Origin of the sequence: Longimycelium tulufanense, assembly GCF_014645795.1 — a bacterium.
In the GTDB taxonomy this organism is placed as follows: domain Bacteria; phylum Actinomycetota; class Actinomycetes; order Mycobacteriales; family Pseudonocardiaceae; genus Longimycelium; species Longimycelium tulufanense.
Genome location: NZ_BMMK01000002.1, coordinates 123189 through 145259, shown reverse-complemented (window position 1 = coordinate 145259; position 22071 = coordinate 123189). Strand labels below are relative to the sequence as shown.

Annotated in this window: 19 protein-coding genes and 1 riboswitch; of the genes, 15 read left to right on the top strand and 4 right to left on the bottom strand. The window is 71.3% G+C overall.

Annotation, left to right across the window (positions count from 1 at the left end; all coding sequences use genetic code 11):
- The first annotated feature begins 318 nt into the window (after positions 1-318).
- From pgeF to IEY55_RS02915, 8 genes are all read left to right on the top strand, one after another.
- Positions 319-1041 (top strand): peptidoglycan editing factor PgeF, encoded by a 723-nt coding sequence (gene pgeF, locus IEY55_RS02950; protein WP_189053608.1) that lies wholly within the window; start codon positions 319-321, stop codon positions 1039-1041.
- Positions 1038-1793 carry a YggS family pyridoxal phosphate-dependent enzyme gene (locus IEY55_RS02945; RefSeq protein ID WP_189053606.1) on the top strand — a complete coding sequence of 252 codons (756 nt, stop codon included), beginning with the start codon at positions 1038-1040 and terminating at the stop codon, positions 1791-1793. The genes pgeF and IEY55_RS02945 overlap by 4 nt, the downstream gene beginning before the upstream one ends.
- A 67-nt stretch (positions 1794-1860) precedes the next feature.
- The gene (locus IEY55_RS02940) at positions 1861-2490 is read left to right on the top strand and encodes a cell division protein SepF (RefSeq protein ID WP_189053604.1); all 630 of its coding nucleotides are present in this window, start codon (positions 1861-1863) and stop codon (positions 2488-2490) included.
- Between the two features lie 20 nt (positions 2491-2510).
- Positions 2511-2795, top strand: coding sequence for a YggT family protein (locus tag IEY55_RS02935; RefSeq protein WP_189053602.1), 285 nt, complete (start codon positions 2511-2513; stop codon positions 2793-2795).
- 49 nt (positions 2796-2844) lie between these two features.
- Positions 2845-3660: a DivIVA-like cell division protein Wag31 gene (gene wag31, locus IEY55_RS02930; RefSeq protein WP_189053600.1), complete on the top strand. Its 816-nt coding sequence runs from the start codon at positions 2845-2847 to the stop codon at positions 3658-3660.
- A gap of 33 nt (positions 3661-3693) precedes the next feature.
- Positions 3694-4317: a hypothetical protein gene (locus tag IEY55_RS02925; protein ID WP_189053598.1), complete on the top strand. Its 624-nt coding sequence runs from the start codon at positions 3694-3696 to the stop codon at positions 4315-4317.
- A gap of 632 nt (positions 4318-4949) precedes the next feature.
- Positions 4950-8111 carry an isoleucine--tRNA ligase gene (ileS, locus tag IEY55_RS02920; RefSeq protein ID WP_189053596.1) on the top strand — a complete coding sequence of 1054 codons (3162 nt, stop codon included), beginning with the start codon at positions 4950-4952 and terminating at the stop codon, positions 8109-8111.
- A gap of 119 nt (positions 8112-8230) precedes the next feature.
- Positions 8231-8458 (top strand): hypothetical protein, encoded by a 228-nt coding sequence (locus IEY55_RS02915; protein WP_189053594.1) that lies wholly within the window; start codon positions 8231-8233, stop codon positions 8456-8458.
- Between the two features lie 37 nt (positions 8459-8495).
- Here the strand turns inward: IEY55_RS02915 and IEY55_RS02910 are convergent, their stop codons facing one another.
- Positions 8496-9017 (bottom strand): SRPBCC family protein, encoded by a 522-nt coding sequence (locus IEY55_RS02910; protein WP_189053592.1) that lies wholly within the window; start codon positions 9015-9017, stop codon positions 8496-8498.
- A gap of 59 nt (positions 9018-9076) precedes the next feature.
- Between IEY55_RS02910 and IEY55_RS02905 the strand changes: the two genes are divergently transcribed.
- From IEY55_RS02905 to IEY55_RS02880, 6 genes are all read left to right on the top strand, one after another.
- Complete coding sequence (locus IEY55_RS02905; protein WP_189053590.1) at positions 9077-9691, top strand: TetR/AcrR family transcriptional regulator; 615 nt, start codon at positions 9077-9079, stop codon at positions 9689-9691.
- Between the two features lie 92 nt (positions 9692-9783).
- Positions 9784-11262, top strand: a complete 1479-nt coding sequence (locus IEY55_RS02900; RefSeq protein WP_229685925.1) for a potassium/proton antiporter — start codon at positions 9784-9786, stop codon at positions 11260-11262.
- A 253-nt stretch (positions 11263-11515) separates the two neighbouring features.
- A riboswitch (SAM riboswitch) is annotated at positions 11516-11630 on the top strand.
- 36 nt (positions 11631-11666) lie between these two features.
- Entirely contained in the window at positions 11667-13052 is a 1386-nt protein-coding gene (locus IEY55_RS02895; protein WP_189053588.1) for an aminotransferase class V-fold PLP-dependent enzyme, read from the top strand.
- Complete coding sequence (gene lspA, locus IEY55_RS02890; protein ID WP_373289954.1) at positions 13049-13738, top strand: signal peptidase II; 690 nt, start codon at positions 13049-13051, stop codon at positions 13736-13738. The genes IEY55_RS02895 and lspA overlap by 4 nt, the downstream gene beginning before the upstream one ends.
- 41 nt (positions 13739-13779) lie before the next feature.
- The gene (locus tag IEY55_RS02885) at positions 13780-14664 is read left to right on the top strand and encodes an RluA family pseudouridine synthase (RefSeq protein WP_189054226.1); all 885 of its coding nucleotides are present in this window, start codon (positions 13780-13782) and stop codon (positions 14662-14664) included.
- A gap of 28 nt (positions 14665-14692) precedes the next feature.
- Positions 14693-15316: a DUF1707 SHOCT-like domain-containing protein gene (locus tag IEY55_RS02880; RefSeq protein ID WP_229685923.1), complete on the top strand. Its 624-nt coding sequence runs from the start codon at positions 14693-14695 to the stop codon at positions 15314-15316.
- Positions 15317-15465: 149 nt separating this feature from the next.
- Here IEY55_RS02880 and IEY55_RS02875 read toward each other — a convergent pair whose 3' ends face one another.
- The 3 genes from IEY55_RS02875 to dnaE all read right to left on the bottom strand — a co-directional run bounded on the left by IEY55_RS02875 (position 15466) and on the right by dnaE (position 20812).
- Positions 15466-15915: a hypothetical protein gene (locus IEY55_RS02875; RefSeq protein WP_189053586.1), complete on the bottom strand. Its 450-nt coding sequence runs from the start codon at positions 15913-15915 to the stop codon at positions 15466-15468.
- A gap of 161 nt (positions 15916-16076) precedes the next feature.
- Complete coding sequence (locus IEY55_RS02870; RefSeq protein ID WP_189053584.1) at positions 16077-17096, bottom strand: Lrp/AsnC family transcriptional regulator; 1020 nt, start codon at positions 17094-17096, stop codon at positions 16077-16079.
- Between the two features lie 155 nt (positions 17097-17251).
- On the bottom strand, positions 17252-20812 hold the full coding sequence (dnaE, locus tag IEY55_RS02865; protein ID WP_189054222.1) for a DNA polymerase III subunit alpha: 3561 nt from the start codon (positions 20810-20812) through the stop codon (positions 17252-17254).
- A 422-nt stretch (positions 20813-21234) separates the two neighbouring features.
- Here dnaE and IEY55_RS02860 point away from each other — a divergent pair, with 422 nt between their 5' ends.
- Positions 21235-22071, top strand: a complete 837-nt coding sequence (locus IEY55_RS02860; protein ID WP_189053582.1) for a hypothetical protein — start codon at positions 21235-21237, stop codon at positions 22069-22071.

Below are 22071 nucleotides of genomic sequence, written 5' to 3'. Positions count from 1 at the left end.
ACAGGAGTCCACGTCAGTTCGCCAACAAGGTCTACTGGACTGCTGATGCGGGGCACTGCGATCGGTTCCCGCGAACTCCAGCATTGTGAAGCATCGGTAGCCGTTACGCGGGAACCTGTCGCGTTGGTGCGAGGTACCCGCACCCGGTGGGCAACCGCAAGCTCTGCCACCCGTAGAACGGCGTAATCATCGTTCCCGGTTGTCTCCAGAACAATGCCGGCGTGTCGACCCGCTGGTCCGGGCCCGGTACGCCGGTCAGCGCTGTCTGGGTAGGGTCTCGAGCTGAAGGCAGCCTCGAGGTGGAGTCGGGAGAACTCGGTGCGCATTCGTCGCGTGGTGACCACGCGTGAGGGCGGTGTTTCCAAGCCGCCGTACGACTCGTTCAACCTCGGCGACCACGTGGGCGACGACCCGGCGGCGGTGGCGGCCAACCGGCGCCGGCTCGCCGAGGGCGTCGGGCTGTCCCTGGACCAGCTGGTGTGGATGGAGCAGGTGCACGGGCGCACCGTGACCGTGGTCGACGGCCCGCTGCCCGCCCCGGCCGAGGCGACCGACGCCCTGGTCACCGCCAAGGCCCGGCTCGGCCTGGTCGCGCTGGTGGCCGACTGCGTCCCCCTCCTGCTGGCCGAACCCGAAGCCGGGGTGGTGGCCGCGGTGCACGCCGGCCGCGTCGGCGCCCGGGTCGGCGTGGTGCCCGCCGCGCTTGCCGCCATGCGCGAGCTCGGTGCCCGGATCGACCGCGTCGAAGCCCTGCTCGGCCCCGCGGTGTGCGGCGAGTGCTACGAGGTTCCCGCCGAGATGGCCGACGACGTCGAGCGACACCTGCCGGAGAGCGCGTGCCGGACCCGCGGCGGTCGGCCCGGGTTGGACCTGCGGGCCGGGTTGTGGCGCCAGCTCGCCGACGCCGGCGTCGCCCGGATCGGCCTTGATCCCCGGTGCACCGTGGAGGACCGGACGCTGTTCAGCCACCGCCGGGACGGCACCACCGGCCGGCTCGCCGCGGTGACCTGGTTCGAGCCGGAGGAGGGGAGCACCGGATGACCCCGCCGGCGAGCCACGACATCGACCCCAGAACCGCCGAGATCGCCGCGGGCCTGCGCGCGGTGCGCGAACGCATCACCGCGGCCTGCCGCGCCGCCGGCCGCGACCCCGGCGAGGTCCGCCTGCTGCCGGTGACCAAGACCTTCCCCGCCGAGGACGTGGCGCGGCTGGTCGACCTCGGGCTGACCGAGTTCGGCGAGAACCGCGACCAGGAGGCGGGTGCCAAGACGGCGGAGCTGGCGCGACTGCGGCCGGACGCCACCGTCCGCTGGCACATGGTGGGGCGGCTGCAACGCAACAAGGCCCGGCACGTCGTGCGGTGGGCCGGGATGGTGCAGTCCGTCGACAGCCCACGGCTGGCCACCGCGCTGGAGCGCGCGGTGGCCAGCGCCCGCGCCGCGGGGGAGCGGACGGAACCACCGCTGGACGTGCTGGTGCAGGCGAGCCTGGACGCGGACCCGACCCGCGGCGGCTGTCCGTTACCGGACCTGCCCGAACTTGCGGATCAGATCGCAAGTTCGAGTGAGCTGCGATTGCGTGGGGTGATGGCGGTGGCCCCCCTCGGCGCCGACCCCGACGACGCGTTCTCCACCCTCGCGCAAGCCGTTGACCTCCTGCGGAAGGATCATCCGGCGGCCACCGAGCTGTCCGCGGGCATGAGCGGTGATCTCGAACAGGCGATCGCCCACGGGTCGACCTGGGTGCGTGTCGGAACCGCGTTGCTGGGCGGCCGCCGACTAGCCTCACCCTGAGCCGTTGAGGGACGTCGGTGGCCGACCGGGGGGCGCCGCCGGCCCAGGGGAGTCGCGGAGGAAGGGCATGAGCGCGCTACAGAGGCTGAAAGCCTACTTCGGGATGGTCCCCGCCGACGACGTGGACGCCTACGCCGACGAGCGCGACCGCTACCGCGGTGACTACGCGGGCGACTACCGCCGGGGCAACTACGCCGGCGAACCCGACGACTACCACCCCTACGACGACCGCGTGGGGGGGCGCCGCCGGCTGGGCCGGGGTTACCGGCCCGACCTGGGGACCGAGGACGAGTACGAGCCGGAGCGCGTGCCGGGCCGACGGGGTTGGGCCACCGACCCCCCGGTGCGGGGTGCGCTCGCCATGGAGCCCCAGCGGGAGCCCGTTCCCGCGGTGCGCCCGGTGGAGCAGACCGGCCCGTTCAGCCGCATCACGACGCTGCAGCCACGCAGCTACAGCGAGGCGCGGACGATCGGGGAGCACTACCGGGAAGGCATCCCGGTGATCATCAACCTGACCGACATGGACGACGCGGACGCCAAGCGACTGGTCGACTTCGCCGCCGGCTTGGCGTTCGCGCTCCGCGGCTCGATCGACAAGATCACCAACAGGGTGTTCCTTCTCTCACCACCCAACGTGGACGTCACCGTGGAGGACGCGCGCCGGCTGGCCGAGGGCGCGTTCTTCAACCAGCGCTGACGGGATGGCAGAGTTGAGGGGTGCGTCCGGTTCTGCTCGTCCTCTATTACCTGTTGTTCTTCTTCTGGCTGCTGCTCACGGCGCGTGTCGTCGTGGAGCTGGTCCGCGCCTTCGCCCGGCAGTGGCGTCCGTCGGGAGGGGTTGCGGTCGCGCTGGAGACCATCTACACAGTGACCGACCCGCCCGTGTCGGTGGTCCGTCGGGTGATCCCGGTGGTCCGGATCGGCGGCGTCGGACTGGACCTGTCGATTATTGTGCTGCTGCTGGTCGTCTTCATCCTGATGCGACTGGTGGATCCTGGGTGACGGGGAGCCCGGGTACCCGCAGCCAAGGAGTGCGTGAGGTGATCTTTCGATGCCGTTGACCCCCGCCGACGTCCATAACGTCGCGTTCAGTAAGCCTCCCATCGGCAAGCGGGGCTACAACGAGGACGAGGTCGACGCCTTCCTCGACCTGGTTGAGGCCGAGCTGGCCCGGTTGATCGAGGAGAACAACGACCTGCGCCAGCAGGTGGAGCAGCTGGAGTCCCAGCTCGACGGTGCCCGGGCCGAGCTGGACGACGCCCGCGCCAAGGCCGCGGCCGGCCCGGTGGGCCGCGCCGTCGAGGAACCCCGCCGGCTGGCCCCGGTGCCCCCGCCCTCGGTGGTCGAGCAGACCTCGCCGGGCGGCGGCGACCACCACGTGCAGGCGGCCAAGGTGCTCGGCCTGGCCCAGGAGATGGCCGACCGGCTGACCGGTGAGGCCAAGGCCGAGGCCGACAGCATGGTCTCCGAGGCGCGCGCCAAGTCCGAACAGCTGCTCTCGGAGGCCCGCACCAAGGCCGACGCCATGGTCAACGACGCGCGCAGCCGCGCCGAGACCATGCTCAACGACGCGCGCAGCCGCGCCGAGACGCTGGAGCGGCAGGCCCGGGAGAAGGCCACCGCGCTGGAGCGCGACGCGCAGCGCAAGCACGCCGAGGTGATGGGCACCATCACGCAGGAGAAGAACGCGCTCGAGAGCAAGATCGACACCCTGCGCACGTTCGAGCGGGAGTACCGGACCCGGCTGAAGACCTACCTGGAGTCCCAGCTGCAGGAGCTGCAGGACCGCGGCTCGGCCGCCCCGGACAGCGGACGGAGCCAGCAGACCGGCTACACGTTCGGTTCCCGCGCGGCCGAGGCGGGCTGAGCCGGCCAGACGGCACAAGACGGGCGCGACATCGTGCTCCACCTCGTCCTGCTGTTCGTCCTGGCGGCCTTCGGGCTGCTGGTGACGGCACTGGCCACCGGCGCGACCGGATGGGCCTGGGCTTCGGTGGCCACGAGCGTGGTGGCCGGCGGGTTGCTCGTAGCCGACGGGCTGCGCCGCCGTTCCGTCGTCACCTCCGGCGACGGCACCACGGGGGACATCGTGGCTTCCGACTCCCGCCCACCGGAACACGCGTCCGGTGCCGGGGTGGGGCATGACGAGCTGGCGGGCGGGCCGGCACGGTCGGCTGCCGACGGGGAAGCGGCAGCCGACCGCCGTAAGGCAACCGGTCCGCCCGCCGATCCCGGCGCTCCGGCCGGATCCGGCGGGGAACCGGGCTCGACGTCCGGCCGGCGACCCGATCCGCCGGAGGAGGACACCGACGCCGCGGACAGCCTTCGGGTAGCCGAGCTGGCCGATGAAATCCTCGTCGTCGACGAGCGGCCCCGGTACCACCTGGCCGGCTGCCGCTGGCTGGAAAACCGACTCACCCTTCCCCTTCCGGTGCGGGAGGCGCGTTCCCTCGGCTTCACCCCGTGCGCGCACTGCGCACCGGACGCCACCCTGCTTTCTCGGCACCGCACGCTCCCGCGATAGGCACGCTGGTCGACTCGCTCACCGGCTGATCGCCGAAACCGTTCCGCCGATCACTGAACCTGATCATTGGCTTGACCGGTGTTGTGCGGCATTCCGGACAAAGCGCCGAATTGGCCATTAAACTTCGGGCCGCCACGCGGGCTTGAGTGCGCAAGCAATTCGTGTGTGCAGACCGAGCACGCCCGCTCGCCCAAGCCCGATTGCGTTTCTCCCCTCGACCTCGTCGACGGCCGGGTTGGAGCTGTGTTGGATGGCTCGGTTCCGGGTTTCGCTGTGCGCCTCGTCGTCCCGTTGCAATGCTCGCTTCATCCGTCACCGAGCGGTGGTTTGCCGGTACCGGCTACCCTGGGCAACACAGGCATCGATCCGGCCATCACCGGGGAGCCTCCGGAAGAACGGGCGATAGGCGCGCGGCGCGCCGGTCCCATCGCCTCAGTAGAACCGGACGGGTCCGGCCCGTCACAGCCGGCAACGAGAGGCCGCCGCAGTCGCGGTGGCAAGCGGGGTGGTACCGCGGGACACCCGTCCGGCCCACGGGCCGGTGTCGAGGGTGTGTCGTCCCCGCGTGGGCATCGGCGAGCAGCCGGGCCCGTGCGAGCGACGAGAACTCGACCCGCGAGGAGCACCGCCCGATGGCCTACCCGAAGGCTCCGCTGTCCGGCGCCGAGCACGGCGTCCCCGCGCAGCCATCCTTCCCCCAGCTCGAGCGGGACGTGCTCGGCTACTGGGCCGCCGACCGCACGTTCGCCGCCAGCGTCGAGGCCCGCCCGGCCGGCGAGGCCGGTACGAACGAGTTCGTCTTCTACGACGGCCCGCCGTTCGCCAACGGCCTCCCGCACTACGGGCACCTGCTGACCGGCTATGTCAAGGACCTGGTGCCGCGGTTCCAGACGATGCTGGGCCGCCGCGTGGAGCGCCGGTTCGGCTGGGACTGCCACGGGCTCCCGGCCGAGGTGGAGGCCGAGAAGCAACTCGGCATCACCACCAAGGCCGAGATCGAGAAGCTGGGCGTGGCCGAGTTCAACGCCGCCTGCCGCGAGTCCGTCCTGCGGTTCACCCGTGAGTGGCGCGCCTACGTGACGCGGCAGGCCCGCTGGGTCGACTTCGACAACGACTACAAGACGCTCGACCTGCCCTACATGGAGAGCGTCATGTGGGCGTTCCGGACGTTGTGGGACAAGGGCCTGATCTACCAGGGCCACCGGACGCTGGCCTACTGCTGGCGGTGCGAGACCCCGCTGTCCAACACCGAGACCCGGATGGACGACGTCTACCGGGACCGGCAGGACCCCGCGCTGACCGTGGGCTTCCGGCTGGAGACCGGCGAGCTGGCACTGGCCTGGACGACCACCCCGTGGACGCTGCCGTCCAACATGGCGCTGGCGGTGGGCCCGGACGTCGACTACGTCGTGGTCGAGCACGGCGACGAGCGGTACCTGCTCGCCGCGGCGCGAATGGGCGCCTACGCCCGCGAGCTGGGGGAGGAGCCGCGCGTCGTGGCTCGTCACCGCGGCGCCGACCTGGTGGGCCGGCGATACACGCCGCTGTTCGACTACCTGGTCGACGCCGAGCGGTTCGGCACCGGCAACGCCTTCCAGGTGCTGCCGGCCGACTTCGTGTCGACCGAGGACGGCACCGGGATCGTGCACATCGCGCCGGCCTTCGGTGAGGACGACAACCTCCTGGGCCGGGCCTACGACCTGCCGATCATCGAGACCGTGGACCCGCACGGCCAGTTCACCGCGCTCGTGTCGGACTACGCCGGCCAGCACGTGTTCGACGCCAACAAGCCGATCATCGCCGAGCTGAAGCGACGCGGCGTGGTGTTGCGGCACGAGACCTACGACCACGCCTACCCGCACTGCTGGCGGTGCGACAACCCGCTGATCTACAAGGCGGTGTCGTCCTGGTTCGTGGCGGTGACGAAGTTCAAGCACCGCATGGTCGAGCTGAACCAGCGGATCAACTGGGTGCCGGGGCACATCAGGGACGGGCAGTTCGGCAAGTGGCTGGAGAACTCCCGTGACTGGTCGATCTCCCGGAACCGGTACTGGGGCTCGCCGATCCCGGTGTGGGTGTCCGACGACCCGAACCACCCCCGGGTCGACGTCTACGGCTCGCTGGACGAGCTGGAGCGCGACTTCGGGGTGCGGCCGACCGACCTGCACCGCCCCTACGTGGACCAGCTGGTGCGGCCCAACCCGGACGACCCGACCGGCAGGTCGATGATGCGGCGGGTGCCCGAGGTGCTCGACTGCTGGTTCGAGTCCGGGTCGATGCCGTTCGCCCAGGTGCATTACCCGTTCGAGAACCGCGAGTGGTTCGAGCACCACTACCCGGGTGACTTCATCGTCGAGTACAACGGCCAGACCCGCGGCTGGTTCTACACGCTGCACGTGCTGGCCACCGCGTTGTTCGACCGGCCCGCGTTCCGCAATTGCGTGGCGCACGGGATCGTGCTGGGCGACGACGGGCAGAAGATGTCGAAGTCTCGGCGCAACTACCCGGACGTCAACGAGGTGTTCGAGCGGGACGGCTCGGACGCCATGCGGTGGTTCCTGATGGCCTCGCCGATCCTGCGCGGCGGCGACCTCATCGTGACCGAGCGCGGGATCCGGGACGCGGTGCGCCAGGCGGTGCTGCCGCTGTGGAACTCCTGGTACTTCCTGGCGCTCTATGCCAACGCCGAGGGTGTCGAGGGGCGGTGGCGCACCGACTCCGAACACGTGCTCGACCGCTATGTGCTCGCCAAGACCCGGGACCTGGTCAGCGAGGTGACCGGGGCGCTGGAGAGCTACGACCTGCCGGGCGCGTGCGCGGCGGTGCGGGACTTTCTGGAGGTCCTCACCAACTGGTACGTGCGCCGGTCGCGCGACCGGTTCTGGGCCGGCGAGGCGGACGCCATCGACACCCTGCACACCGTGCTCGAGGTGGCCAGCCGGGTGGCGGCGCCGCTACTGCCGCTGACCGCCGAGACGGTGTGGCGGGGCCTGACCGGTGGGCGCTCGGTGCACCTGGCCGACTGGCCGCGGGCCGGCGAGCTCCCGGCCGACGCCGACCTGGTGCGGGCGATGGACGAGGTGCGGCAGGTCTGCTCGGCCGCGCTGTCGCTGCGCAAGACGAACAGGCTGCGCGTGCGGCTGCCGCTGGCGCGGCTGGTGGTGGCCACCCCGGACGCGGCGGCGCTGGAGCCGTTCACCGAGCTGATCTCCGACGAGGTGAACGTCAAGGAGGTCGTGCTCACCGCCGACGTGGCCGCGCACGGGCGCTTCGAGCTGGCGGTCAACGCCCGGGCGTGCGGCCCGCGGCTGGGCGCGGACACCCAGAAGGTGATCCGGGCGGTCAAGTCGGGGGAGTGGACCCGCACCCCCGAGGGCGCGGTGCTCGCCGCCGGGATCGAGCTGCGGCCGGGCGAGTACGAGGAGCGGCTGGTGTCCTCCGACCCGGGCGCGGCCGCCGCGTTGCCGGGCGGGGCCGGGCTGGTCGTACTGGACACCGAGGTCACGTCGGAGCTGGCCGCCGAGGGCCTGGCCCGGGACGTGGTGCGGGCGGTGCAACAGGCCAGGCGGGCCGCCGACCTGGCCGTCTCCGACCGGATCGCGCTGACGCTGGAGCTGCCGGCCGAGGCGGCCGAGGCGGTGCGTGCGCACCAGGAGTTCCTCGCCGGCGAGACGCTGGCGGACTCGGTGGCCTATGGGCCGGTGACCGGTGGCGGTGCGGGGGCCGGCGAGACCGGCTACGAGGGGACCGTCGGCGACGGTGTGCCGGTCCGGGTCGGCGTCGCCAAGATCTGAGAAACTGTCTGAAAAGGACGGCGTGTGACGGCGTGTTGCCGGCGATCACGCTGGCAACACGCCGTTTCACAACATCAGGGTCTTCTCCTGCGGCATCCGGTGCTCCCACACTGGGCCGCATGGGAGTCTGGGTGCAGATCGGAGAGATACCCGAGGATGTCCACCGGAACCTGATGGCTCGTGCGGCGGCGGCGGGCCAGTCCCTGTCGGAGTTCCTCCGTCACGAGCTCGCCAGGATCGCGACCAGGTCGGCTCCCGAGGAGTTGCTGCGCCGGGTCCGGGCCCGCAAGCCCGGGTTGGGCAAGACCCTCGCGGAGATCATCCGCGAGGTGCGGGACACCCGGTAACGCGACCGCCGGTGGCCGGTCGGTCCCCCGGGACCGGTCAGCCACCGGCGCGCTCGGCCGGCTGGCCTCCCTCCACCCGACGGGCCAGCGCATGCAGCAGCCGGACCCAGGGCGACCAGCGTGCCGGCCGTTCCGGCGCGCGCCCGGCGACGCGCTCGGCACGGTCGAGCAGGTCCTCCAGCAACGCGTCGTGCATCCATCGGACGACGAGAGGCCACAGCAGGACCATGGCTCGTCGGCACGTCCCTCGGATCTCATGGCGGAGCACGCAGGTACCGGGTGCCGGTCCGTCGAGTATTTCGAGGCTGTGTGTGCCCTCGATGCCCACCGAGCGGGCGAAGGTGAACTCGACCCGCCGTCCGGGCTCGTACCGGCTACAGGTGTAGCGAACCAGGCCGTGGCCCCCAGCGGCGCCCACGCCCAGCGGGCGGTCCAGCAACAACGGCGGCCACTGCGGAGCCGGCCAGACCGACCGTTGCGGCTCGGCGATCTCGTCGACGAGCGGCGCCGCCTCCCGGGCGGGTAACGGCAGTTCTCGGGAATGCACGTTGTGGACCACGCCTGTCCCACCTCCATACGGTAGCGTATGGTTTTGCGCCGTACGGTAGCGTATGGTCCGTGTCGGAGCGAGGTGTTTCGGCCCACGACGGGGATTCCCGACGCCGGTTGGGCAAGGCGGACTGGACCGCGGCCGCGCTCGCGGCCCTGGCCGAGGGCGGTGTGGCCGCGGTCGCCATCGAGCCGCTGGCCGCCCGGTTGGGCACCACGAAGGGCAGCGCGTACTGGCACTACCCCAGCCGCGACGCGTTGCTCCACGCCACCCTGGAACGCTGGGAGGTCGAACACACCGAGGCCATCATCACCATGGTGGGATCCGAGTCCGATCCGGCCCGGAGGTTGCGGGTGCTGCTCGGCAGCGTGCTGGAGCACGCGGCGGAGAACCAGGTCGAGATTGCGGTCCTGGCCGACGCCGACCATCCGGTGGTGGCACCGGTGCTGCAACGGGTGACCGAGCGTCGGGTCTCCTACCTCGCCTCGCTGTTCGCCGAGCTGGGCTACGGCCGGGGGGAGGCACGTCGGCGTGCCCTGCTGGCCTACGCGGCCTACCTCGGCCACGCCCAGCTGCTGCGGGCCACGCCCGAGGTGCTGCCCGCGGCGCGCTCCACCCAGCGCCGCTACTTGGACCAGACCATTCGCGTGCTCACGCAGGGTGGTGGCCCGAGCACCGGGTGACGACGCCGCGGTCGCGGCCACGTCCAGATCGGACGAGGCCAACCGCCCACCCCGCACAATGGGGGACGAGTGCGTGGGAGTCAGGAGGCGGTTTGACGGGGCTGGCGAGCGTCCTCGGGATCATCGCTGTCGTTCTGCTGGTGGCCGTGCTCGCGGTGCGGCTGTCGGTCCGCCTCGGCCTGCCCTCGCTGCTGCTGTACCTCGCCATCGGGCTGATCCTCGGCGAGGCCGGGCTCGGTATCCGCTTCGACGACGCACCGATGACCCAGTCCCTCGGCCTGGCCGCGCTGGTGCTGATCCTGGCCGAAGGTGGACTGACCACCCGGTGGCACACGGTGCGGCCCGCCGTCGGTATCGGGCTCGCACTGTCCACAGTGGCCGTTGCGGTCAGCATCGGGGTCACCGGCGGCGCCCTGCACCTGTTGCTGGACCTGGACTGGCGGACCGCCCTGCTGTGGGGCGCCGTCCTGTCATCCACCGACGCGGCCGCGGTGTTCAGCGTCCTGCGCGGGGTGGGAGTCAGCAAGCGGCTCGCCGGCGCGCTGGAACTGGAATCCGGTCTCAACGACGCACCCGCCTTCATCGCCGTGGTGCTGCTCGCCTCCGCCGACTCGCTGCAGTGGTGGACGCCGCTCAACGTCGTCTACCAGCTCCTCGGCGGTGCCGTGGTCGGCTTCGGGCTTGGGTGGCTGGGCGCGCAGGCCCTGCGGCGGGCGGCGCTGCCCGCGACCGGCCTCTACCCGCTGGCGACGGTCGGCGTCTGTGTGCTCAGCTACGCGGCGGGCCAGGGGGTGGCCGCGTCCGGGCTGCTGGCCACCTACGTGGCCGGCCTGGTGCTGGGCAACGCCCGCCTGCCGCACCGGGCGGACACGCTGTCGTTCGCCGAGGGACTCGGCTGGCTCGCCCAGATTGGTCTGTTCGTGCTGCTCGGCCTGTTCGCCTCCCCGGGCCGGCTACCGGCGGTGCTGGCGCCGGCGCTGGTAGCGGGCCTGGTACTGCTGTTCCTCGCCCGCCCGCTGTCGGTGGTGCTGTCCGCGCTGCCCTTCCGGCTCCCGTGGCGAGAACAGGTGTTCCTGTCCTGGTCCGGGCTGCGCGGCGCGGTCCCGATCGTGCTCGCCCTGGTGCCGTTGACCCAGGGCGTGCCGGGCGCGGACCGCCTCGTCGACGTGGTGTTCGTGCTGGTCGTGCTGCTGACGTTGTTCCAGGGCACCACACTGCCCGTGGTGGCGCGTCGGCTCGGCCTGCTGCGGCGGGGCGAGCCGCGGGAGATCCAGGTCGACGTCGCCCCACTGGACGAGCTGGGCGCCGGACTGCTCCAGGTGCGGATACCGCCCGGCTCGAAGATGCACAACGTCTATCTCTCCGAGCTGCGGCTGCCACGCGGCGCCACGGTGAGCCTGGTGGTGCGACGCGGCGAGGGCTTCACCCCGGAACCGACCACCCGCCTCCAGGAGGGCGACCAGCTCCTCGTGGTGACCACGGAGACCGTGCGCCAGGAAACCGAGCAACGCCTCCGCGCGGTCGACCGCGCCGGCCGCTTCGCCCGCTGGCGCGGCGAGACGGGTAAGTGATCCGCACGCAGGTGATGAGACACCACCCGAATGTCTTGCAGGACAGCGATTCGCTACCCGCCGGACGACCGTTGTCCGAAAGCTGTTGTCCGGCACCGTCAACCACACGCGGAACCCATTGGCAGCACACATGAGTCCGGCGGCTCTCGGGTAACAGCGCGGGGCAGGGTTGACCGCGGGCGCTGACCGTCAGGTCTCGGCATACGGGAGCGACGTTTGCGAACTGCCTCCGCTCGGTTAGGGTGCCGGGCAAGGTCATGAGCGCCAGCGACAAGCCCCGGCTTGCTGGCCGGCAACCCTCCAACCGCGGTGGGGTGCCCCGGGTGAGGACCCGGTCCGGCGCGCGGTGCGTCGGGCAAGCGCGGACCCCTCGTGGGTCCGAAGGGATCCACGAGGAGGGACCCATGTCGCTCGCGTTCGCGCCCAGCCCCGCCACCCTGCCCGGGGTCGTCGGTGACCAGCTCCGGGTGCCGCTGGTGACCGGGGAGCAGGTGAGCTATGCCAACCTGGACCACGCGGCCAGCGCACCGTGCCTGGAACCCGTCCGGCGCGCCGTCGACGAGCTGCTGCCCTGGTACGCCAGCGTGCACCGGGGTGCCGGCCTCGCTTCGCAGGTCTGTACGCGGGTCTACGAGCGGGCCCGCGACGTGCTGCGCCGGTTCGTCGGTGCCCGCCCGGACGCCGCAGTCGTGTTCACCCGCAACACCACCGACGCCCTCAACCTGCTGGCCCGCGCGCTGCCGAAGGGCACCACGGTGGTCCGGTTCGACAGCGACCACCACGCCGCGCTCCTGCCCTGGCGGGGCCGGCAGGTGCGCCGCGTCGGGGTGCCGGCTTCGCCGGAGGAGGCCATCGCCGCGCTCGACCGCACGCTCGCGGCCTGCCCGGTCGGGCCGCGCCTGGTGGTGCTCACCGGGGCGTCCAACGTCACGGGCGAGGTGTGGCCGATCGCGGAGCTGTCCGCGGTGGCCCGCCGGCACGGTGCCCGGGTCGTGCTCGACGCCGCCCAGCTCGCGCCGCACCGGCCGGTTCGCGCGACCGAGTGGGACGTCGACTGGGTGGCCCTGTCCGGGCACAAGCTCTACGCCCCGTTCGGCGCGGGCGCTCTCGTCGGGGTGGCCGACTGGCTCCGCGCCGCCGAGCCCTACCTGATCGGCGGCGGCGCCACCCGGCAGGTCGTCGACCTCGGCGAGCGGCTGGGCGTGTCGTGGGCGGCGGTGCCGGAGCGGCACGAAGCCGGCTCGCCCAATGTCATCGGGGTGCACGCGCTCGCGGCCGCCTGCGACGCGCTGTGCGAGCTCGGCTGGGACACAATCACCGCGCACGAGCAGGTCCTTGTCGAGACGTTGCGTGCCGGCCTTGGCCGCATCCCGGGCGTGCGCCAGCTCGCGCTCTGGGCGCCGGATCACCCGCGGGTGGGCGTGGTGTCCTTCGCGGTGGACGGCGTCGACCCGGGCCTGCTCGCCACGGCCCTGTCCGCCGAGCACGGCGTCGGCGTGCGCGATGGCGCCTTCTGCGCGCATCTGACCACTCGCTCCCTGCTCACCGGTGCCGGTGTGGACGGGGAGCGGGCGCTGCGCGCCAGCATCGGCCTCGGGACCAACCCCGAACACGTCGAACGCTTCCTCGGCGCGCTCGCCCGACTCGTGGAGCACGATCCGCGCTGGTGCTACCGGCTCGTTGACGGCCGGTGGACGCCCGACCCCGACCCCCGACCGCTGCCCTCCTTCCTGGACGGCGACGTGGTGCGCGGTGGTGCTCCGTGTGGGTCAGGGACAATGACCGGGTGAGCACCGAGGAAACCGAGCCGGACCAGGCCCGGCAACGCCCCGGCCGGGAGCCGGCAGCGTTGGATGGGCCGGCGGGCGACCAGACGGGGGTGCCCGCCGGGGCGTCGGTGGGGGAGCCGGCGGCCGGAGCTGCGGGCACCGCCCCGCAGCCGCCCCGCCGGGTGGCGTTGCTGGCCGTGGTGGCCGCCGTCGCGCTGGCGCTGGACATCGTCACCAAGGTGGTGGCGGTGGCCGAGCTGGAGGGCGAACCGGCGGTCGAGTTGTTCGGCGGCGGGCTCTACCTCGTGCTCTACCGCAACCCCGGCGCGGCGTTCTCCCTGGCCACCGGCATGACCTGGGTGCTGACCCTGATCGCGGCGGCGGTGGCGGCCTGGATCGTGTGGATCGCGCCCAAGCTGCGCTCGGTCGGCTGGGCCGTGGGCCTGGGCCTCATCCTCGGCGGGGCGTTGGGTAACCTGGTCGACCGGCTCTTCCGCGCGCCGGGACCGCTGCGCGGCCACGTCGTGGACTTCCTGTCCGTGCTCGCGCCGGACGGCAGCGTGTGGCCGGTGTTCAACCTGGCCGACTCGGCGATCGTCACCGGCGGCGCGACCCTGGTGCTCATGGCGTTGCTCGGCCGCGAGTACGACGGCACCCGCGCGCGGGACGGGGAGAAGCGGCGGCGGTCCGGGGAGGCGACCGGGTGAGGGATTCGCGGACGTTGCCCGTCCCGGACGGGCTCGACGGCATGCGGGTGGACGCCGGCCTGGCGAAACTGCTGGGCCTGTCGCGCACCGCGGCGGCCACGCTCACCGAGGCCGGGGACGTCCTGGTCGACGGCCGGCCGGTGGGCAAGTCCGACCGCCTGGTGGCCGGGGCGTGGCTGGAGGTCGTGCTGCCCGAGCCGGAACAGCCGGTACAGGTGGCCGCCGCGCCGGTGCCCGGCCTGGTGGTGCTGTACGAGGACGACGACATCGTCGTGGTGGACAAGCCGGTCGGCGTGGCCGTGCACCCGAGCCCCGGCTGGACCGGCCCCACCGTGGTGGGTGGACTGGCCGCCGCCGGTACCCGTATCGCCACCTCCGGCGCGGCCGAGCGGCAGGGCGTGGTGCACCGGTTGGACGCCGGTACCACCGGCGTGATGGTCGTGGCCAAGAGCGAACACGCGTACTCGGTGCTCAAGCGCGCGTTCAAGGAACGCACCGTCACCAAGGGCTACCACGCGTTGGTGCAGGGGCATCCTGACCCGACGCGCGGCACGATCGACGCCCCGATCGACCGGCATCCCAGGCACGACTACAAGTTCGCGGTCGTGGCAGGCGGCAAGCCGAGCGTCACGCACTACGAGGTGATCGAGGCGTTCCGCGCCGCCTCCTTGGTCGACGTGCGGCTGGAAACCGGGCGGACACACCAGATCCGCGTGCACTTCGCGGCGCTGCGGCATCCGTGCGTCGGTGACCTCACCTACGGTGCCGACCCGGTGTTGGCGCGGCGGCTGGGGGTGTCCCGGCAGTGGTTGCACGCCAGGACGCTCGGCTTCCACCACCCGGCCGACGGGCGCTGGGTCGAGTTCGTCAGCGAATACCCCGAGGACCTGGAGAAAGCACTGGATATCCTGGCTGCCGACCAATGACACGCGCCGCACCCTAGACTCCTGGCGCGTGACGGATGGAGGGCTTCCCGCAGAGCGTGCGCAGATCCGCGCCTCCGACGCCGACCGGGAACGCGTCGCACAGGTGCTGCAGCAGGCGATGGGTGAAGGACGGCTCACGCTCACCGAGCTCGACGAGCGCCTCGAGCAGGTGTATGCGGCCAGGACCCTGGGGGAGCTGGAACCGCTCACCCGGGATCTTCCCGTCCCGAGGGCCGCCACGGCTCCGGCCTCATCGGTGGCGGGGAAGGCGCCAACGTGGTCCGTGGGCGTGTTGTCCGGGTTCCAACGCAAGCGCGGGTGGATCGTGCCCGAACGCCACTCCGCCCTCGTGTACTGGGGTGGCGGGGAGCTGGATCTTTCCGAAGCGCGTTTCACCGCGGCCGAGACCACCATCAACGCGATCGTGGTGATGGGCGGGATCGAGATCAAGGTGCCCGAGAACGCCACGGTGCACGTCGAAGGCGTCGGGTTCATGGGCGGTTTCGACGGCAAGGCCGAGGGGGAAGGAACCGGCGACGGGCCGGTCATCCGGATCACCGGCTTCGCCTTCATGGGCGGCGTCGAGGTGCGGCGCAAGGGCAAGGGGAGGAAGGGAAAGGGCAAGCGCCGCAAGCCCGAGCTGGAATCCTGACCAGCCCCGGCAACTTGCCCACGGCGACGGCCGCGCGGCGCTCACCCGCGGAAACATCAGGTGTGACGGGGGAACCCCGATGCGGTGCCCCGCGATTCATGACGCGGCCCCGGCAGGACAGCCGGGGCCGAACAAGCGATGCGAGGGGATCAGCCGCGGGAACGCAGCAGGTTCAGGATCTCGTCGAGCTTCTGACCATGGTCATCAAGCTTGCGGCCGTGCTCCGCCTCGAGCCGGTCGATGCGGCCGTCGAGCTGACCCATGTGGCCGTCGAGCTGATCGATGCGGCCGTCGAGCTGACCCATGTGGCCGTCGAGCCGGTCGATGCGGCCGTCGAGCTGATCCATGCGACTCGTGAACTCTCCACGCAGCCCATCCACCTTGTCCTCGACGATACCCACCCGTTCGTTCATGGCGTTGAGGACCTGGGTGTGGTTGCGCAGGATGGCCCGGAACTCCGATACGTCACGATCGGCGGCTCCGGCCAGGACGCGGGCGGCCGCCGCGTCTGCTCGGTTGGCCTGGACCTGGTTGGCGAGCGTGGCCACCTGCTCTTCGATGGTGGCCATCCGGACCTTGAGATCGTCGATCTCGCTCACGCGGCGTATCCCCTCGTGCTCGGCTGGGGCTCCATTCTCGCTGCCGGCCCGTTTGTTGGTCGAGTCATGCTCATAACTCACGCGGGTGTAGCCGAGTGTAACGATCATCTCACTTCCTGGCGGCGCAACGTGTTCGTCCTGGTGACGCCTTACCGAGGGGGTCAGGACGACTCGGTGAGCGACCAGGTGAGGGAGCGTTGCTCATCGTCCGGGCGCGGGCTCCAGCGGACCGCGACCAGATCGGTGCTCTCCGGCAGCACGTACACCGTGTGCCCGCCGGCGGTCTCGCCGGGCTGCACCCCGATCCGGTGCGGCGGCCGGCTGGACAGCGACACCGGTGCCTTCGGCACCGGCGTGCCATCGGCGGCGACCAGCACCAGGTACAGGTCCGGCAACGACGAGAAAGGCACGTTGCCCCGGTTGGTCAGCTCGGTGTGCACCACGACCGCCCGCTCACCCTCCTGCAGCCGGTACCCGGCCGCGGTGAACAGGAAGTCCGCCGGATCCACCACCTCGACGAGCTGGATGGCCACCCGCTCGCCCTCCAGGCCCTCGGTCTCCAGCGTGGCGCCGACCGTGCCCGTGCGCGCGGCCGCGGACACGGCAGTGGTGCCGGCCGCGGCGCCAGCCTGCGGCGGCCGGTCCCCACGGGCCCACGAGGCGCTCTGCGGCGGCCCCCAGACCCCCATCGGGTCGGCGGCGGCCGGCACCGCCTGCGCGGCCTGCTGTGCGGGAACCGGATGGCTGGGCGGCCCGGTGGGCGCCGGGAAACCGCCGCTGGCGGGCCCGGTGTGGTGCTGCGGCTGCTGGGCTGGCTGCGGGTAGCCCGGCGCGGGATACGGCCCGGACGGGTGCGGGTTCGCCACGGGGTACTGCCCGTGCATCTGCGGGTGCGCCCCATACACCGGGTACGGCCCGCTCGGAACCGGATAGCCCCCGCTCGGCATGCCCTGGTTGGGATACCCGTACATCCCGGCAGCCGCCAACGCGGCCCGGATCCCGTTGGGATCGCACTCCACGCCGACGACCAACGGAAGCCCGGTGGCGGCCAACGCGGCAAGCCGCGACGCGACCTCGCGCACGTCCATCCCCATGCGGGCGGCGACGTCGTGCACGGCGATCCGCCCCACCTCGGCAACCAGGGCGAGCAGGCGAGCGTCAACGGGATCCGGCGCGACCACGGCTCGCACGCTACCTGGTACGGGTCACGGACCGGGCGGGACCCGGCGAACGGAACACCCGGGCGCGATCCAGCGGCGACCGAGGTCACCGGAATCGTTCAGCCCACCCAGGAGAGCCGAACGTGCCCGAAAGCCGACGCACGGCCCAACATTCTTTACGCGAGGGCACCCACCCCGAGCAGCCCCTTGATCTCACCCATGAACGCCGGGCTCGGGTTGATCGAGTAACGGTTGACCGCCAGCATCGTGGTCCGGTTCCGGTACTGCAGCTTCAACCGCACCGGGGTGTCCCCGGCGTGGGCCCGGAGCGTGTTGCGCAGGTCTGCCACCAGTTCGGGGGTGACCCGCTCCGCCGCCAGTGAGAGCACCACCGGCGGCTCCTCGCCCTCCCCGATCACGCTGAGATCCAACGGCACCACACTCGACCCGAAGACGGCGATCTTGTCGTCACGGCGGTTGATCCGCCCCTTGACGACCACCGCCGCATCCTCCACCAGGTCACCCGACAACACCTGGTACGCCTTGGGGAAGAACAACACCTCGACCGAGGCGTCCAGGTCCTCCAGGGTGACGATCGCCCAGGGCTCGCCGTTCTTGTTCACCCGCCGGTCCATCGCGGCGATCATGCCGGCGAGCACCACCTCGCCCTCACCCGGCGGGTCGGCCAGCAGCTCGGCGATCGTGACCGGAGCGTGCTTGCGCAGCAGGCGCTCCGCCCCATCCAGGGGATGGGCCGAGACGTACAGGCCCAGCATCTCCCGCTCGTAGGACAGCAGTTGCTTGCGGTCCCACTCCTCGGTCGAGAACCTCAGGTGCGCCAACGGCGACGTGCCATCGCCCGGCTGGCCACCGGAGTCATCCCCGAACAGGTCGAACTGGCCCATGGCCTCCTGTCGCTTCAGCGGGACCACCGCGTCCACGGCCTCTTCCTGGACCTGGCACAGCCCCAGCCGGGTGTGCCCCAGTGAGTCGAACCCGCCGGCCTTGACCAGCGACTCCAGCACGCGCTTGTTGCAGACCAGCAGCTCCGACTTGGACAGGAAGTCGGCGAAGTCGGCGTACTTCCCCCTGGTCTCGCGCGTGTCGATGACGGACTGCACGACGTTCGCGCCCACGTTGCGGACCGCGCCCAGGCCGTAGCGGATGTCGTTGCCGACAGCGGCGAACCGGTGGTCGGACTCGTTGACATCCGGCGGCAACACGCGGATGCCCATCTTGCGGCACTCCGACAGGTACACCGCCGACTTGTCCTTGTTGTCGCCCACCGAGGTCAGCAGCGCGGCCATGTACTCCGCGCGGTAGTTCGCCTTCAGGTACGCGGTCCAGTACGAGACCAGGCCGTAACCTGCCGCGTGCGACTTGTTGAACGCGTAACCGGCGAACGGCAGGATGACGTCCCACAGCGCCTGGATGGCCTCGTCGGAGAAATCCCTCTTGCGCATTCCATCCCGGAACCCCTCGAACTCTTTCTCCAGGACTTCCTGCTTCTTCTTGCCCATCGCCTTGCGCAGCACGTCCGCGCGGCCCATCGAGTAGCCGGCGACCTTCTGCGCGATGCGCATGATCTGTTCCTGGTAGACGATCAGCCCGTAGGTCTCGGCCAGGATCTCCTTCAGGGACTCTTCCAGCTCCGGGTGGATCGGCTTGATCTGCTGCCGGCCGTTCTTGCGGTCGGCGTAGTCGTTGTGCGCGTTCATGCCCATCGGACCGGGCCGGTACAGCGCCAGCACCGCGACGATGTCCTCGAACCCGGTGGGCTGCATCCGGCGTAGCAGGTCCCGCATGGCGCCACCGTCGAGCTGGAACACGCCGAGGGTGTCGCCCCGGCCGAGCAGCTCGTAGGTGGCCCTGTCCTGAAGCCCCAGCGTGTCGAGGTCGATGTCGACACCCTGGTTCTTCTTGATGTTGTCGATGGCGTCGCCGATGACCGTGAGGTTCCGCAGCCCCAGGAAGTCCATCTTCAACAGCCCGATCGCCTCACAGCTGGGGTAGTCCCAGCCGGTGATGATTGCGCCGTCGTCCCGCTGCCACAACGGGATCGTGCCGAGCAGCGGCTCCCTGGACATGATGACCGCGCAGGCGTGCACGCCGGCGTTGCGGATCAGGCCCTCCAGGCCGCGCGCCGTATCCATGATCGTGGAGACGTCCGGCTCGTTCTGCGCCATCGTGCGCACCTCGGCCGCCTCGGCATACCGCGGGTGCTCCGGGTCGAAGATGCCCGCCAGCGGGATGTCCTTGGCCATGATCGGCGGCGGCAGCGCCTTGGAGATCTTGTCGGCGATCGAGTAGCCGGGCTGTCCGAAATGGACGCGCGCCGCGTCCTTGATCGCGGCCTTGGTCTTGATGGTGCCGAAGGTGATGACCTGCGCGACCCGGTCGGTGCCGTACTTCTCGGTGGCGTAGCGGACCATCTCGCCGCGCCGACGGTCGTCGAAGTCGATGTCGATGTCGGGCATCGAGGCCCGTTCCGGGTTGAGGAACCGCTCGAACAGCAGGCCGTGCGGGATCGGGTCCAGGTTCGTGATGCCCAACGCGAAGGCCACCAGCGAGCCGGCCGCCGAGCCACGGCCCGGGCCCACCCGGATGCCCACGGACTTCGCGTAACCGACGAGGTCACCGACCACCAGGAAGTACGCCGGGAACCCCTTCTCCGCGATGACGCCCAGCTCGAAGGTGGCCCGCTCGACGTACTCGTCGGGGACCCCGCCCGGGAAACGACGCTCCAGACCGGCCATGACCTCCTTGTACAGCCAGCTCTCTTGCGTCTCCCCCTCCGGCACCGGGTACACGGGCATCCGGTCCCGATGGTCGTAGATCTCGGCGTAGGACTCGACCCGCTCGGCGATCAGCAGCGTGCTGTCGCACGCGCCGGGAACCTCGGCGTCCCAGTAGGAACGCATCTCCTCGGCGGACTTCAGGTAGTAGCCGTCACCGTCGAACTTGAAGCGGTTCGGGTCGTTCAGTGTCTTGCCGGACTGCACGCACAGCAGTGCCGAGTGCATGTCCGCCTGGTCCCGCGTCACGTAGTGCGAGTCGTTGGTGGCCAGCGGGCGCAGGTCGAGCCGGCGCCCGATGTCGAGCAGGCCTTCGCGGACCGAGCGCTCGATCGGCAGGCCGTGGTCCATCAACTCCAGGAAGTAGTTGTCCTTCCCGAAAACGTCCCGGTACCGGGCGGCCGCCCGCAGCGCCTCGTCGAACTGGCCCAGCCGCAGCCGGGTCTGCACGGCGCCCGAGGGACAACCGGTCGTGGCGATGACCCCCTCGGCGTACCGCTCGAGCAGCTCGTCGTCCATCCGCGGCTTGCGGTAGTAGCCCTCGATGCTGGCCAGCGACGACAACGCGAACAGGTTCCGCAGGCCCTGCGCGTTCTGCGCGAACATCGTCATGTGCAGGTAGGCACCGCCACCGGAGACGTCGCCGCCCTCACCGAGCTCGTCGGTTGACCGCTGCCGCGCCTCGCCCCAGAACACCGGCTGCTTGTGGTACCGGCTGCTGGGCGCGACATACGCCTCGATGCCGATGATCGGTTTGACGCCGGTTTTCTTGGCCTGGTCGTAGAATTCGGCGGCACCGAACATGTTTCCGTGGTCGGTCATCGCGACCGCCGGCATGCCCAGCCGGTCCGCCTCCGCGAACAGTGGGCTCACCTTCGCCGCCCCGTCGAGCATCGAGTACTCGGTGTGGACGTGCAGGTGGACGAACGAGTCACCAGCCAAGGCCAGGGCTCCTCCCCGATCGATGATCATCGGCCGAGGGGCGGGGCGGTGTCGACGCCCGCATCGCCACACGGGCCGGGCCGCTGCCGCGCCGTCCAGGATCCCGCGTGGTGCCCCCACGCGGGATCCGATCCAAGCAGACTCCCGGCGGCCGGCTGCGGAGGGCTCGCCGGGAGCGGGGTGAGCTCACTCGTGAGCTCACCGACAGCTCACCAACACGGGGTGCCTCCGTCGGTCGCACGGTTCCCTCCATACCGCCGGGCACCGACGATCGGGGCAGTGAGCACCGCTCCGGGTGGCCGAACGAACTCGAGTGGGTGCGACGGATGCGGTCACCGATCAGGTTGGTGCCCGCCCGGGCCGATCACCTGGTGGGGTCAACCTTGCGTCGCTACCCGGACGCGCATCGTTAACCTCCTGGCGTGCCGATCGTCCCAGTGTCCCTCCCGGGGCCGGCCGACCCGGGCGCCGAGCCGGTCCTGGAGCGGCGTTGGCTACGGGCCCGGCCCTGGCTCGCCACAGCGTTGTTCGGCATCCCGCTGGCCGGCCTGGTGGCCACCACACTGCTGGCCGGGCTGGAGTGGTGGTTCGACCCCGGTGCGGGGTGGCGATGGCTCCCCGTCGCCCCTGCCCTCGTCGTCGTCTGGCTCAACGTCCTGGCGCTACGCCGCGAGCGGTTGCTACTCGACCCGGCCGAGTGGCCGGTGCGGGCCAGCCTGTACGGCCTGGTCCAAGCGGTGTTCGGGCTGCTGCCGGCCGGCTGGCTGGCCACCGGGCGGCTGGGCGCCGGGGTGTGGGCCGTCGTCGCCGGGGTGCCCGTGCTCGGCGTCGCCGTGGCGTGGTGGGCGAGGCGCCGCCTGATGTCGCCGCTGCCCCCGGAGGTCGGTGGCAGCGGCTTCACCGTGCGGTTTCCGTTGCGCACCCAACGGATGGGACGGGCAGTGCTCGGCCGGGACCGCCTCACCTGGTGGGTGCGGGAGAGCAGCGAGGACAGGCTGGCCAGCGAGGACATCCCACTGCTGGACGTGCAGGCGGTGCGCGCCACGGTCCTGCCGGACGACCAGCCACCCCGCCAGTGGGCCACCAGCCGTGCCGGGGAACCGCTGTGGGCCGGGCCCGGCCCCGCCGTGCTGCTGCGCACCACCACCCTCGGCGAGCTGCTGCTCCCGACCGATCACGCGCTCGCGCTCGCCGACCTGACCTGGCGCCGCCGGCAGCTCTGCCGGCGGTTGGCCACGGCGCCGGCCGCGCCCTCGTAG

Excerpts from the sequence above, each read along its gene's own strand:
- IEY55_RS02885 (WP_189054226.1), top strand. The coding sequence starts at position 13,780 with ATGCGGGTGGACGCCGGCCTGGCGAAACTGCTGGGCCTGTCGCGCACC.
- IEY55_RS02940 (WP_189053604.1), top strand. The coding sequence starts at position 1,861 with ATGAGCGCGCTACAGAGGCTGAAAGCCTACTTCGGGATGGTCCCCGCC.
- IEY55_RS02945 (WP_189053606.1), top strand. The coding sequence starts at position 1,038 with ATGACCCCGCCGGCGAGCCACGACATCGACCCCAGAACCGCCGAGATC.
- wag31 (WP_189053600.1), top strand. The coding sequence starts at position 2,845 with ATGCCGTTGACCCCCGCCGACGTCCATAACGTCGCGTTCAGTAAGCCT.
- IEY55_RS02915 (WP_189053594.1), top strand. The coding sequence starts at position 8,231 with ATGGGAGTCTGGGTGCAGATCGGAGAGATACCCGAGGATGTCCACCGG.
- IEY55_RS02895 (WP_189053588.1), top strand. The coding sequence starts at position 11,667 with ATGTCGCTCGCGTTCGCGCCCAGCCCCGCCACCCTGCCCGGGGTCGTC.
- ileS (WP_189053596.1), top strand. The coding sequence starts at position 4,950 with ATGGCCTACCCGAAGGCTCCGCTGTCCGGCGCCGAGCACGGCGTCCCC.